Here is a 13,153-nt window from a genome sequence, read left to right as displayed (position 1 = left end):
GCCGACCATTGGAGGGATCGGGGGTAAAATCCCTGGACTTTTTCCCTGAAAATTAGGTAATTGACCCCCTGAAAATGGGTAAAACCCCACCCCCACCGATTTTTTACCTGATCTTACCTTGAGATTCACATTTAAAACCTTGATCTCGCCAAGCTTCTAAATCAACGGAATTTAAGGGGATAACTTGCCAACAGGGGGGAGAGATTAATTGTCCGACAAAAGCCCAAATTATACTTCTAGTCACATCTAACCCAGTTTTTAGCTTTGATTCGTGATTACCCGGCACACCAATTTCTCTGACTGCATCGATTTCTACTGCTATACCGTGGGATTGCAAGTGAATTGCTGCTAACCATTGAGCGCGAGGTAAATGAGTCGGAGAGGTGACAACTTTTACTTTATGTACTCCCCATTGTTTTAAAATTGGCACAGCAAAGAAAAAATTGCCGAAGGTAGAATTGGCACACTTTTCTAACCAGACGTTAGTTTTTGGCGCTTTTGCTCGTTCAAATAGTAATAAAATACAGGGGTCTTTCGAGCCTTCGGAAATCAAAATCGGTATATTGGGGTATTGCTGGGCCAGATTAGCTGCATAAATTTCCCGACGAATGCTGCCCCCCAAAACTAAGATGGCATCAACGGGTTTTTGTTGATTAATTGGCCAGCGGATGGCTAGATTAATCGCTAAATTAAGGATAATAAACCCAAAAACCAGAATCAGAGTTAGTTTTAACCATCTTTGCCAATGCCGGTGTTTACGCGCAACATTTTTCGGTTTTTTCGCCATTGTTTAGAGATGGTGTAACAATTGTACTTTGATAATTTTTTCTGCGGGGTTGAGTTTGACTAATTGTGAACCTGTCCCGTCTTTACCCGTAACCATCACAGTTTCCACCTCTAAGGGTAGTTTTCGCTCCTGATTGGTACTTAATAACACTATACTCCCCGGCCGCGCCGCTACCATGGCCGCTAAACTATCCTGTTTGTTAACGAATTGTAAAGCAGGTGAACCAAGATCGCCTAATTGTGATAAACGTAAATTCTCGATCGCCAGTCTTTTTCCGTAACCTAATCCCGAAATCAGCAGCAGATTTTCCCGATGAGGGAGAGAAACACAACCAGCTAGATGTTCCCCGTAGCGCAACCGCAAAATTGCTAAACCCTGGGCAGATTTACCCATCATTGGCAATAATTCCTCGCGCACGGGATAACGCAACACCCGACCGCTACTGGTGGCGATCGCTAAGTCCAGGCCCTCGTGAGTAAAAATAGCACCATATAGGCGATCGTCTTCTTTCAATTTCATCAGGGACAAACCCCGACTACCAACCCCCTCTAATTCATTGATGGGAAGTCGCTTTATTCGCCCCTGTTGACTCAGTAAAAGCAATTCTTGATTTTTTTGAGGTTCTGTGAAGAAAAATTGATTTAACACCGCTTCTGACTCTTTTTGGGCGGTTTTGGTCAGCAGACTGGAGATTAACACCGGTTGATTCGCTTGCGGGGGGACTTCCTGGATAGCAATCGGGTAAGCTTTGGCATTATCGAGGATAACTAGGAAATTTTCCCGTTTTTCGATCGCCTGTTGATAGATAATTAAACCCCGGTCCGGCGCTCGCTCTTCCGCTGTCGTCCAACTAATTTTATCTTCGGCATCAAGCAATAAAATCGCATTTTCTGGGGGTTCTTGGGGCGTAAATAGGCTTAAACTCGGTGCATTCTCACTCTCAGACTTTTTCTTAACTTTATTCTCCTGTTTTTTAACTTCTGACTTCAAAGAGGGTGTAGGGTGTGGGGTGTGGGGTGTGACCCCCCCTACCCCCCCGACATCGGGGGGGTGTGGGGTGTGGGGTGTGGGGAAGGAAACCTCTTTCATCTGTGGGGGTGAAAATTTTTTCATCGGGACTGTCTCCTGTTTTTTAACCACAGAATCCTGTTTCTTCCCTGCTGTCTCCTGTTTCCTGTCCCCCGACTTGCCGGTGCGAATTTTTGTCCGTCTGCTATCGGCGAATTTTTTCTTTAAAGAGCGCAATTCTTTTTTCAGAGACTTGAGAAACTCCTGACGGTTATGGAGGAGAGTTTCCAACTGTTGAATTTTTGTTTGTAATTCCGTCGCTTCCGTCTCTAACTTTTGTCTTTCCAAACCAGTTAAACGACGCAGAGGCATAGCCAAGATAGAATCAGCTTGTGCGTCACTAATGCCCAATTCTGCCTGAAAACGATACTTAGCCGTCGTCCCATCGGGAGCATTTTTGAGAATATCCACCACTCGATCGATATTCTGCAAAGCTAATAATAAACCCTCGACTAGGTGTAAGCGATCGCTGGCCTGTTGCAACTCATCGCCATACTGACGGGTGAGAGTTGTTTCTCGAAAGCGCAAGAATTCCTGTAAAACTTCTTTTAAAGACAACTGCCGGGGTTGATTATCGACCAAAGCGAGGATAATCGCCCCAAAATTAGTCTGTAGGGCCGTTTGTTGGTATAAAGCGGCCAAAACCTGCTGCGGTTGACTTTCCCGCTTTAATTCAATCACCACCCGAATGCCTTCGCGATTGCTTTCATCGCGGATATCGGCAATTCCCTCCAATTTCCCTAAATTAACTAATTCGGCGATTTTTTCAATCCATGCAGCCTTATTCACCTGAAAAGGCAACTCAGTAACCACAATTGCCGTCCTTTCCCTTCGGCGCTTGCCCTCAATGATAATTGTTTCAGTTTTCGCCACTCCGCGCACGGGAATAATCCCCCTACCGGTGCGATAAGCCTCCCGAATGCCGGTATCATCTAAAATCTCGCCTCCCGTGGGAAAATCGGGCCCAGGGATAATTTCTACTAACTTTTCCTCGCTTAAATCGGGATTATCAATCAAAGCGATTAAACCTTCCACCACTTCCCCTAAATTATGGGGAGGAATATTAGTCGCCATCCCCACCGCAATACCTGAACAACCATTAAGAATCAGTATCGGTAACTGAGCGGGTAAAACAACGGGTTCCTGTTGAGAATTATCAAAATTACTGCTAAAATTAACGATAGCTTCGCTAATTCCCCCCAAAACCGCCTGATCACCGATGCCGGCCAAACGGGTTTCTGTATAACGCATGGCCGCCGGGGGGTCGTTATCGATCGAACCAAAGTTACCATGGCCCGATAAAAGTGGGTAACGACTGGAAAAATCCTGTACCATACGAACCAGTGCCTCGTACACTGACTGATCGCCGTGGGGATGATATTTACCCAAGACATCCCCCACCACCCGCGCACATTTACGAAAAGGGCGATCGGGAGTTAAACCCAGTTCGTGCATAGCGTATAATATGCGACGATGCACTGGTTTTAGTCCATCGCGTACATCCGGCAAGGCTCGCCCCACGATCACACTCATGGCATATTCTAGATAGGATCGTTCCATCTCTTGGTGTAAGGCCGTGGGTATAATTTGACCACTAGCTAAGAAATCCAGTTGTTTGGCCATGAGTCTCTCGTTTTCAATCTGTCTAGCTGTGAATCATAAGGCATTTTGTCCGTTTTAACCTTGTTTATCCCTGAGCATCCCTATGACGACTGTTTTGATTGTAGAAGACGACCCGATTAATTTTCGCGTTTTTGCCAAAATTTTGACCAAACGAGGTGGTCTAGAGGTTAAAGGGACCGAAGACGTGGAAGAAGTGCTTCGTATTGCTCGGGATAAGGAAGCGGACGTGATCTTAATGGATGTCTCCCTCTCCCATAGTGTCTATGAAGGGAAAGCGGTAGATGGCATTAAAATCAGCCAAATTCTCAAAGCTAACCCCGAAACCGCCGATTTACCCGTTATTCTCGTCACCGCTCACGCTATGGAGGGCGATCGAGAGAATTTTCTCAAGCAGAGTCAGGCCGATGGTTATATTTCTAAACCGGTGGTTGATCACCAAGCTTTTGTTGAGCAAATTTTGGCGATTATCCCTCGGGATTCAGTCTAAGCTTTGAGTCTTCTTTTGTTAGTATATCAGTATTGATATAGGGTGGCTGCTTTCAGTTTACCCCTAACAGCTATCTCCCTAATCCGCCACTCTGCCATAGATGGCGTAGGCTCGATCGAGCGACCAGGCCCACATCTGATCCCCTAGGGAAAAATGCCACCATTCCCCCTTATGTCGGCTAAATCCCGCCTCCTCCATCACTTTAGCTAATAAAACTCGTTTTTGATGATAACTCTGTTCTCGTGGGCTTTTTGCGGCGATATAATAATCGGGATGCGATCGCTCTCCGATCTCATCGATTTCTCCTCCCATGTCGATGGTTTGTCCCTTCTCATCCACTAGGGTAATATCGATCGCCGCTCCGGTACTATGGGGTGGCGGGGTGGCGGCATTATCGCTGGGAATTGCCCAAATAGTGTAAACTTCTGTTAAAATCGCTTGACTTTCTGCCTCCGATAGTTTCTCTTTGGCTAATCCTCTTGTGTCTAGGAGAGTCTGAAAAGTATAATCGACCATAAATTGTTGCACTTCGATCGGTCGATAGGCATCAAAAATCAAAATTTGCCAACCGGGTTGATAGACTTGCAGACGGTTTTGAGCGTCAATCAGGGGATTTAACACCCCTTGTCGCAAAAAATAGGGAGATTTACCCCGATAATTAGCTCCTAATTTCTCGTAAGCATGGGGAGAAGGGATAACAAACTTATCTGCGGGTATAGGTACTAGGGGTTCCCCACATTCACGAATAGGAATTTTTTGGTAGGGTTTCATCGCGTCGTCGGGAAATGGTAATTTTATTGATGGTCAACTCGATCGCCAGTTTACATAAACCCGTTATTCTTCCTCCTCATCGGTTGTAGGGAATTTCATGCTGGCCCAAGTTAACTGTTTTTGTGGGTCTTTTTCCGGTTCACTAAAACTCTCTTTGAGTTGTTCTTTCACCTGAGCAATATTGCCACTTTGAGCGGCATTCTTTAGATCATAGACATAACGAGCATTTTCGATCGCTTCCTCTTTACTACGAGAACTAGACTCAAAGCATTTTTCTAGGTCTTTGTAAATACCCTTGCGAGAGATTTTGAGAAAATATTGACGTTCTGTATCGATTAGTTTAGCCAATAATTCTAGGTGCATGGAATCCTCGGCACAGATATCCGCGAGTATATCCCATTCTTCACTCCCCAAAAGATTATTATCCGCTCCCGGTCGCGGGTCTTGAAAAGTTTCTCCTGTCACTTGTTTATAAATCTTTGGTAATTGGTCATCAAATTCGTGCTTTTCTTCCCTCCAAATCCGGCGAATTTCGCTGAGTTCCTCCGTGGTAATTAGGGTAATATCTTTCATCTCCTCTGGGGCATTAGTACGCACGCTCTCCTGAGCCTCTAATACCCTTCTCAGCCAATATTCCCGCCATTGTTTAGTATAAGGGCCCGGTATGGGTTCGATCGATATTTCTCCATTTAAGTTTCTTTCAAATAATTGTACTTTCCCAACAAGACGACGAAAATCACGTCTCTCTCTATCATCCAAAAGGTCTAATTCATTTCTAAGTTCTACGAGCGGTTGTAACCATTCTTTTTCTTGGTCATTCTGAACCATCATACTCAGAGATGTATCTTTATCTACCAAAGTACAAACCCAACAACCAAAACGGGAACTTCCACAGCTAGGACTGGAAGTATCTACCACTAGGGGGCATTCATTATCCGCAGTCGCTCCTCGATACATTGCTAATAATTCTTTGTTATCTCCTCCCCAGGGATTTTCCCACTGCATTAAGTACATCCATACTTCATCAGTACGCCAATCTTCGATCGGACTATAAACGAGAGAATTGGGCATATTTGCATTAGGACTCAAACGCTCGCGAAGTCTTTTAGCTTCTAATTTTTCCATCACCTTAGCACGACGAGAGCTTTCTGTTTTGCGGATTCCCAAAACTAATATTGTTTCCCCACAATTTCTGATGACTTCACGAATAAAGTTATTAGAAGCGTTAATTTTCAGTCTTCCAGTACACCAACGAAATTTCAAACGGGGAGCAGGATAACCCTTACCTATTAATCCACTCCAAAAGCGATCTTCCACAGCAGGATAGAGTAAATGTGATTTAAATGGCATTCTGTGAGCTTCTGAAGCTTTTTCCAGCTTTTCCATTGACTTTCTAACCCATGCAGAGACAATGGGGTTTTCAACCATTGTGTCGGTGGTGATGACATGAATAGTTTTTTGTCGCTTCTCTAATGGTAAGGCAGCGATCGCATTCCAGATTAACTGTAAAACTGCTGAACTATCTTTTCCCCAAGAAACACCAATAATCCAAGGAATCTCATCTAAACAGTAGAGCTTTTGTACTTCTTGAGTCAGTAGTTTAATATCTTCTACGAACTCATCAATAGTACGATTCGGTAATAGAGAGGTTTGGATTGCGGTCATTACATATATACTTTTAAAGTTCTCCTCTCTATACTCTATGTCTAATTAGTAAAACCTATCAATAGGCACAGGAAAAGAGAGAAAAAGCAAAACTGCTCAATCTCTGTTTGTGATTTCAGAAGGTATATAAGACTGAATTGCTCTAAATCTACTCGAAACTAGATTAAAGATATACCAGTTTTCTCTTGTACGGCATCTCTGGCGATTTTAAACGCTTTATCGACTGCTGTTGTCTGTGTAACTATCTTTTTAGCACCAGCATCATCAATCACGATACTATTTAGCCATAAAGCTGAGTCACGGGTATAATCCAAACCTGCAAGTGCTTTAATTAGAGCTTCTCGCTGTAAATCAGTGAATTCTTCGCCAAAAAAGATGAAATGTCCAATGCGACTGAGTACCTGAAACCCAACCGTATTAAAATCCACACGCTGTTGTCTGAGATCGTATAAGTTGAGATTGACCGTTTGAGATGCGGGTTGTAGCAAAAGTCGCCAAGTATCGTTATTTTTGGCGAATTCTGTGTAAAAAATCTTCAGTCTCTCTGACATCAGCAAAAATTCACTCTTGCTTTGACGAAAATGAGATTCTATAACTGGTTTTCGAGATGAACCAAAAAGAAATTCAGCGACGCCGATTCTTAACTGACTCATAGTAAACATATATTTGGTGTCTTTTCCGATAGTACGAGAGATTTTATCAATCCGTCCATTGAAAATGACTAAATCTTTAGTAATTGTCCGAGTCAACTTAGCAAGAGGATCGGTAACGTCGAAAGCAGCCAATAAAGCAGGAGGGATGGGTTTATTTTTGGCACAATCGGCAAAATCTTGATGAATTTGATCCATATCTGCTTCTTGAACCACCAGCACAGTTACGCTGTCGTTACGCAAGTCAGGTTTTTCAGGTAAAACTTTTTCGATCGCTTTTAACCGATGTTGACCATCAGTAACATAAAGTTCTACATCTATTGGCATAACAGCATAACCGAATTTGACTGGACCTGCACCATAGGTAAAAACTTTGATCGGTGTATTCGAGTTAAAGATGAATGGGGGCAAAATATACTGGTCCGTATCTAGCAAATACTTTGCAATCTCGTTAACGTGCTGACGAATGAGCGGTCTGTTCATGACTTCATCCGCGTTAGACTTATTCTTTTTGGAATCAGCACTCTGTAATTTTGCCAATTCAATCAGCAGACTACAAGGTAGAGAAAAAACTAGATGAGTTCTTCTTCCCTGTTCGTACACATGACAATTAAAAACTCTCGCTCCTGATGTGGCCGAATCAGCGAAAGCTAAACTCTGCGCTTCATCTTGTCTTTGACAGTGTACAATGTCAGCAGTGGAACGGTAGCCGTCGTCATTGACAGCCGATGTGATCTGAGTCATAATTAACCTTGAAAAAATGTCCAAAAACAATTAAGTACATACAAACGTCCGAGAAGTCCTACTGCAATAGGTACTTATCGGAATTTTTGTTTATGTACTGAATCTAGTTTAAAGAAAGCTTTTAGGCTTGTCAATAGCCCATATAAAGTTAAAATACCGTTTTTGCAGTCAAGATATGGACTGATTTTGGTTTTTGCAGTCGAAAAGTGGATTAATAGGTAAAATTCATCGGGGTATAGGTAAGATACCCAAAACAGCGATCGCATACTACAAAACTTATGTACTATGATCAACCCTTAATCCAACTTTAAAAACCCGCTCCCCACTCCCTCCTATACCTTTTAAAGAGGATTTAGTATCACTTTCCCGGGTTGAGGGTTTAAGTCCAGTTAGGGATTAAAGAGTAACTCCACCGTCCACGGGTAAAACCACCCCTGTCATATAGGGGTTGATAATCAAACTCAATACTGCTAGGGCGACTTCTTCGGGTTGCCCTAAATGTTCGACAGGTAGAGCAGAAACCGCCCATTTGCTCAGGTCGGAGCGTTCCGAATCACCTTGACTGGTCCAGATGCTTGTATCTTCTATTAATCCGGGGGCAACAACGTTAACGCGAATAGGAGCGAGTTCTAGGGCGAGGGCGCGTCCAAATACGGCTACGGCACTATTAGCGGCGGCTATGACGGAAATTCCGCCCATTTTGGAATATTTGAACATAGTGACGCTGGATGTCAGGGTAATAGAACCGTCCTTGGCCAAAGTTTTCAGGGAGCCACGCACTGCTAAAAAGGTTGCCCAGAATTTCTCCATACCTCCCCGGGCCGTTTCTGTGGTCATTTCAGTTAATAAGGCTCGCGGCATATTTCTGTCTCCCAGAGAGGTGACTACTAAATGGTCAAAGTTGCCAATTTCTGCAAAAAAGGTATTAACAGAATCTTCTTGTAAAAAATTAACAGTTTTGGCTTCAATTTCCCCGGAAATTAGGGCAACGGCGGCAGCTAATTTCTCTTGAGAAGCATGGGAAAGCACCACTTTTGCCCCCAGGGAGAGCAATTTTTCGGCAATCGCTAGGTCAATCCCGGAGCTTGCACCAATAATAACGACTTTTTTACCCGATAAGGAATCAAACATTTTTTTGTCTCCAAAAATTCAAGAAAAACTGACAACTATTACAGTATATTGACTGGTTTTTGGGCAGCAACTAACCAATAAGTTATGACCGAGGAACTTAGCAAATTATCGAGAGGCTTAATGTTTAAATTATAGGTTTCTTCGTCTAATTTTCCTGATTGCAATTCCTCGGTTAACCAAGACTTAAGATGGCGAAAATGTCTGAACCAGCACTCCTCCGTCACCTCGACAAATTGAACATCTTTAAACCCTGTCTGTTGATAAAGATTTTGATACTCTGCCCTATCTTTGACCGTGTTTGCTTGGGGAACTGTCCAATCCCCTAAAAGTTCCGTTGTGGCAAAACTCAGATCTGAGAGAATTAAGGTTCCCCCCGGCTTTAATACTCGCCAAGCTTCTTGGAGAAATTGCTGTCTAGTATTAAAATAAAAAGCCGCTTCTACACAAATAATTTGCTCAAAAGAATGATCGGCAAAATCCATCTCTACTGCGTCCATTAACAGAAATTTACCCTCGGGAAAATTCAAGAGACTTCTGGCAATTTGTGTCGGAGAAATGTTAATCCCTACAATTGCTGTCAATGGATAATATTTGAGAAGATAATGAGTAGTTGCTCCTAAACCGCAGCCAACGTCAAGAATTGTTCCCTGTTTGTTGGGAATAAATTCTAAAAGTTTCTCCATCAGAGTAGAGGATGCTTCCTGTTGATCTTGAGTATGGGAGAGCCAATAACCGACATTAAAAAACTCTCTTTCACCATAAAACTCTCGAATCGAAGGACTACAAATTAAATCATCGAATCTACTAATCCATTCATTTTTATCCATTGTTAAAATCACTTAACTCTCGCGACAAAAAACTACATTAGTCTAACACGATTGGGCTTAGTAGAGCGGGAAGTGGGTTATAGCAAGGCTTGCCCAACTGGTGTTAAGGTGCTAGATATTGACCGCGTGGCTGAGGCGATAGAAAAAAAAGAGCCGCACCTTTTCCCTTAGATACCGATAAATTTCCCTGAGAGGTTCAACTAACAGCCCAATTTAATGGTAAAAAAAGTTTTTATCAATTAACCTATAACCATCAATCTATATTATCATATCTGGTCAGGGACAGAAGTTATCGCTTTTGAATTAGGAATGGGGAGCGGAGAACAGGGAAGGAAACTGGCGTACCTGATGACTCTGAATACCGCTATAAGTGTCACCGATGGGAGTGCGGGTAAGGTGAGGATTTGACTTGAGTAAGACGGCAATATATGTTACTATCACAGGGTAATCGCAGCTATCTTGAAAAAGCTGCTACTCAAAACTAGGAATGACCATGAATTATCCTAATAGCGAACAAAGTAAAGCAATCCCCTTCTTTGCTCGTTTTTTATCTGCGGACCAAGACGAGGCTCCGACTCCCGATTCCCCCCCTGATTCTGAACCCGCTCCCGTTTGGACTTGGAAATGGCCTTCTGACTGGGAAGATAGTTAATTAATTTAAAGATTGCTTTCAGTAATTCAGACAGAAATAAACTGCCGCCATAAGTCAAGCAGGAGTAAGATTTATGGCGGTTTTTTGTTGTATTTAGGGTTTGCTAAACAAGTCAATTGGCCGGTGGAGGCAGCAGTGCTTACTTAAGTTAAAACTACTCTTCAGCAATTTCGACTTCTTTGGGAGCAACAGGTTCTTCGGCAGTAATTTCTACTTCAATAGCCTTTTTCAGGTTAAGTTTTAGAACTTGAGAAATTGGTAAACCTTCCACCTCATTGATGAGATATTCTTGAGTTTCTGTTTCACGACGCTTGAGATAGACTGTTTTAAGCAGTGCCTCAATGCCATAACCCGTCACAATGTCGCCAATAATGGTAGAGAGGCCTAAGACCCCAAGTCCACCAATTAGTCCCAGTGGACCGCCTAACCCAAAAAGTGCGTAAATCATAGGATAGGCAGTAGTGCTGGAGGCGGCAACAGCAATAATAAAAATAATGCCGGGAAGTCCAAGAGAAGCAAGTTTTTGAACAACTTCGTCCAGAGAAATTCCCCAGGAGACAAGTTTTTTGTTGATTTCTGTGGGATTAATTCCGAGAAAATCATTGGGAATGGCCGTTTCAGTAGTTTCCGTCATTGATGAGACTCCTAAAATCACTAAGTTGGATTGGTTGGTCGGGATTTCAGTCATATAAAATCCATGGTAAGGCAAAAGAATACAAATTGGCTGTCTAGCAATCAGATGCCTTGCAGCATTCTACATTAGTCTTCCCGTTCACACAACTTGTAGAAAATCGTCAGTTCTTAGATTAAATCCTGTTTAAAAGATAGAGGAGATTGGGGAGAAACAATTGATAACTGAGTTTTTAAAGTTGAATTGGCAGTTAACCATAGTCTTAAAAACGGGTTTGGTATCAAATCTCAAGGCAAACTTTTAATTCTTCAGCTAAAATCTGGACATGGGGTTCCACCATAATCGAGACATGATTTCCTAGGACGAAATGAATCTCAACTGGCTCTGTAGAAAATTCACTCCAGCCTAAAGAAGAATCCTCGCAATCTCTAGCTATTAAATCTTTATTTGGATCATCAGCTAATTCCTCACCGGCCCGTATAATCGTAATTTTACCCGGATAAATCTGTTTAGGGAGATAATCAATCAGACATAAACAGCTAGTTTTATAGGCTTGGACAATTTTTTCAAGCTGCCTAGTTTCCGCATTGGGGGGAAGCATATTAGCCAGTTTAAAAAAGTTTAAGGCGTATTTTAATTGTTCCTCCACTGTTAAGACTTGAAGAGTTTCATAGGAAATATCGATGGTTTTATCTAAATAAACTTCGATACCTTTGCTGACTTCAGCTAACCACCGCGCATGATCCCAATTAATATAATCAAGCAAAATTTGTTTGTCTTTATAGGTGGGTGCTGAAGAATCAATGATTGCTAGTAATGCCACTTGTTCACCCTGATTAACCAACTGTTGAGCCATTTCAAAAGCCACATTACCACCGTAGGAATGTCCTCCCAAAAAGTAGGGTCCTTGGGGTTGTAAATCCTGCATGGCTTGAAGATAAATACTGGCTATATCCTCAATGCGACTGATTTCTCCAAACTGTTGATAGAGATCATTTTCAAAACTGTAGAAAGGTTGATCTTTTCCTAAATAACGTCCTAAATGGTAAAAATAAAATGGTCGTCCTCCAGCGCCTGGAACACAGAAAAAAGGCGGCTTTGAACCCTGGGGTTGAATAGGAACTAAACAAGACTGGTTAGAGGAATCTGCATCGGTTTGGATAATGGTCGCTAACTGTTCAATAGTTGGGTTTTGAAATATTGTAGTTACGGCAATTTCTTTGCCTAACTGTTCTTTAATTTGGGTGATTAAATAAGGAGCTAAAAGGGAATGGCCACCGAGATCAAAAAAGTTATCCTGCACGCTAATTTTGTCAATCTTTAGCACTTTTGACCAGATTTGCACGAGGTTTAATTCTAACTGATTACGCGCTTCAATAAATCTGTCTGAATCACTGGTGTTACTGGGAGCTTTTAACGCACGGCGATCAATTTTTCCGTTAGCTGTTAAAGGGAAAAACTCCAGCAGCACAAAAGCACCCGGAACCATATAACCGGGCAATTTATCGCTAAGAAATTGACGCAAATCGCCACTTGTTAGCTTTACTCCTAGCTTAGGCACAATATAAGCAACTAACTGTTTTTCCCCCGGATTATCTTCACGAACAATCACACAGGAAGACTGTAGCGCCTCATTTTGACTAAGTACAGCCTCAATTTCTCCCAATTCAATGCGGAAACCGCGAATTTTTACTTGATTGTCAATCCGTCCTACATATTCAATATTACCATCGGGTAAATAACGCGCTAAGTCTCCTGTTTTATATAATTTTGACGGCCCATTGCCCCCCTTATTAAGGGGGGTTGGGGGGATCACTTCATCCTTCTCAAAAGGATTAGGAATAAATTTTTCTTGGGTTAATTCGGGACGGTTAAGATAACCTTTGGCTAATCCTGCACCAGCAATATGTAATTCTCCTACTACACCAATCGGGACAGGTTGCAGATTTTTATCCAGTAAATAGATTTGGGTATTGGCAATCGCTTTACCAATGGGAATAGTTGTCGCTGTAGAAGCTACGTTTTCCACTAAATACCAAGAAGAAAACGTTGTATTTTCCGTTGGACCATAGACATGAAGCAACCGTTGTGGCGCACCTTTTTCTAGTACCTCTTGT

11 protein-coding genes and 1 pseudogene are annotated in these 13,153 nt (G+C 42.4%); 3 read left to right on the top strand and 9 right to left on the bottom strand.

What is annotated here, in order from left to right:
* Window positions 1-103 precede the first annotated feature (103 nt).
* Together IM515_RS08485 and IM515_RS08480 are read right to left on the bottom strand one after the other, a co-directional pair.
* A complete protein-coding gene (locus tag IM515_RS08485; protein WP_287629676.1) occupies window positions 104-787 on the bottom strand; it encodes a YdcF family protein in 684 nt (227 codons plus the stop codon).
* 3 nt (window positions 788-790) lie between these two features.
* The gene (locus IM515_RS08480) at window positions 791-3,478 is read right to left on the bottom strand and encodes a DNA gyrase/topoisomerase IV subunit A (protein WP_287629675.1); all 2,688 of its coding nucleotides are present in this window, start codon (window positions 3,476-3,478) and stop codon (window positions 791-793) included.
* A gap of 82 nt (window positions 3,479-3,560) precedes the next feature.
* Here IM515_RS08480 and IM515_RS08475 point away from each other — a divergent pair, with 82 nt between their 5' ends.
* Complete coding sequence (locus tag IM515_RS08475; RefSeq protein WP_002765033.1) at window positions 3,561-3,965, top strand: response regulator; 405 nt, start codon at window positions 3,561-3,563, stop codon at window positions 3,963-3,965.
* 78 nt (window positions 3,966-4,043) lie between these two features.
* Here IM515_RS08475 and IM515_RS08470 read toward each other — a convergent pair whose 3' ends face one another.
* From IM515_RS08470 to IM515_RS08450, 5 genes are all read right to left on the bottom strand, one after another.
* Window positions 4,044-4,736 (bottom strand): M15 family metallopeptidase, encoded by a 693-nt coding sequence (locus tag IM515_RS08470; RefSeq protein ID WP_287629674.1) that lies wholly within the window; start codon window positions 4,734-4,736, stop codon window positions 4,044-4,046.
* A 63-nt stretch (window positions 4,737-4,799) separates the two neighbouring features.
* Window positions 4,800-6,401 (bottom strand): DNA phosphorothioation system sulfurtransferase DndC, encoded by a 1,602-nt coding sequence (gene dndC, locus IM515_RS08465; RefSeq protein ID WP_287629673.1) that lies wholly within the window; start codon window positions 6,399-6,401, stop codon window positions 4,800-4,802.
* A gap of 158 nt (window positions 6,402-6,559) precedes the next feature.
* Window positions 6,560-7,795 carry a DNA sulfur modification protein DndB gene (locus IM515_RS08460; protein WP_287629672.1) on the bottom strand — a complete coding sequence of 412 codons (1,236 nt, stop codon included), beginning with the start codon at window positions 7,793-7,795 and terminating at the stop codon, window positions 6,560-6,562.
* 396 nt (window positions 7,796-8,191) lie between these two features.
* A complete protein-coding gene (locus tag IM515_RS08455; RefSeq protein ID WP_287629671.1) occupies window positions 8,192-8,926 on the bottom strand; it encodes an SDR family oxidoreductase in 735 nt (244 codons plus the stop codon).
* Between the two features lie 38 nt (window positions 8,927-8,964).
* A complete protein-coding gene (locus IM515_RS08450; protein WP_287629669.1) occupies window positions 8,965-9,753 on the bottom strand; it encodes a class I SAM-dependent methyltransferase in 789 nt (262 codons plus the stop codon).
* Between the two features lie 72 nt (window positions 9,754-9,825).
* Here IM515_RS08450 and IM515_RS25875 point away from each other — a divergent pair.
* Window positions 9,826-10,034: pseudogene (locus tag IM515_RS25875) on the top strand (MvdC/MvdD family ATP grasp protein); the annotation flags it as partial.
* Between the two features lie 212 nt (window positions 10,035-10,246).
* On the top strand, window positions 10,247-10,405 hold the full coding sequence (locus IM515_RS08445) for a microviridin/marinostatin family tricyclic proteinase inhibitor (RefSeq protein WP_002750786.1): 159 nt from the start codon (window positions 10,247-10,249) through the stop codon (window positions 10,403-10,405).
* A gap of 154 nt (window positions 10,406-10,559) precedes the next feature.
* Here the strand turns inward: IM515_RS08445 and IM515_RS08440 are convergent, their stop codons facing one another.
* Together IM515_RS08440 and IM515_RS08435 are read right to left on the bottom strand one after the other, a co-directional pair.
* Entirely contained in the window at window positions 10,560-11,039 is a 480-nt protein-coding gene (locus tag IM515_RS08440) for a hypothetical protein (protein ID WP_043995662.1), read from the bottom strand.
* Between the two features lie 277 nt (window positions 11,040-11,316).
* On the bottom strand, window positions 11,317-13,153 hold a 1,837-nt coding region (locus tag IM515_RS08435; protein ID WP_287629668.1), incomplete at its 5' end, for a non-ribosomal peptide synthetase.

The sequence above is a fragment of the Microcystis sp. M44BS1 genome, from assembly GCF_020244875.1.
Classification (GTDB): Bacteria; Cyanobacteriota; Cyanobacteriia; order Cyanobacteriales; family Microcystaceae; genus Microcystis; species Microcystis panniformis.
Note: the sequence above shows the minus strand (reverse complement) of the source record. Positions and strands in the feature narration are given on the sequence as shown.

Coding starts and splice junctions, on each gene's coding strand:
- IM515_RS08475 (WP_002765033.1), top strand. CDS start 3,561: ATGACGACTGTTTTGATTGTAGAAGACGACCCGATTAATTTTCGCGTT.
- dndC (WP_287629673.1), bottom strand. CDS start 6,401: ATGACCGCAATCCAAACCTCTCTATTACCGAATCGTACTATTGATGAG.
- IM515_RS08480 (WP_287629675.1), bottom strand. CDS start 3,478: ATGGCCAAACAACTGGATTTCTTAGCTAGTGGTCAAATTATACCCACG.
- IM515_RS08470 (WP_287629674.1), bottom strand. CDS start 4,736: ATGAAACCCTACCAAAAAATTCCTATTCGTGAATGTGGGGAACCCCTA.
- IM515_RS08455 (WP_287629671.1), bottom strand. CDS start 8,926: ATGTTTGATTCCTTATCGGGTAAAAAAGTCGTTATTATTGGTGCAAGC.
- IM515_RS08460 (WP_287629672.1), bottom strand. CDS start 7,795: ATGACTCAGATCACATCGGCTGTCAATGACGACGGCTACCGTTCCACT.
- IM515_RS08445 (WP_002750786.1), top strand. CDS start 10,247: ATGAATTATCCTAATAGCGAACAAAGTAAAGCAATCCCCTTCTTTGCT.
- IM515_RS08485 (WP_287629676.1), bottom strand. CDS start 787: ATGGCGAAAAAACCGAAAAATGTTGCGCGTAAACACCGGCATTGGCAA.
- IM515_RS08450 (WP_287629669.1), bottom strand. CDS start 9,753: ATGGATAAAAATGAATGGATTAGTAGATTCGATGATTTAATTTGTAGT.
- IM515_RS08440 (WP_043995662.1), bottom strand. CDS start 11,039: ATGACGGAAACTACTGAAACGGCCATTCCCAATGATTTTCTCGGAATT.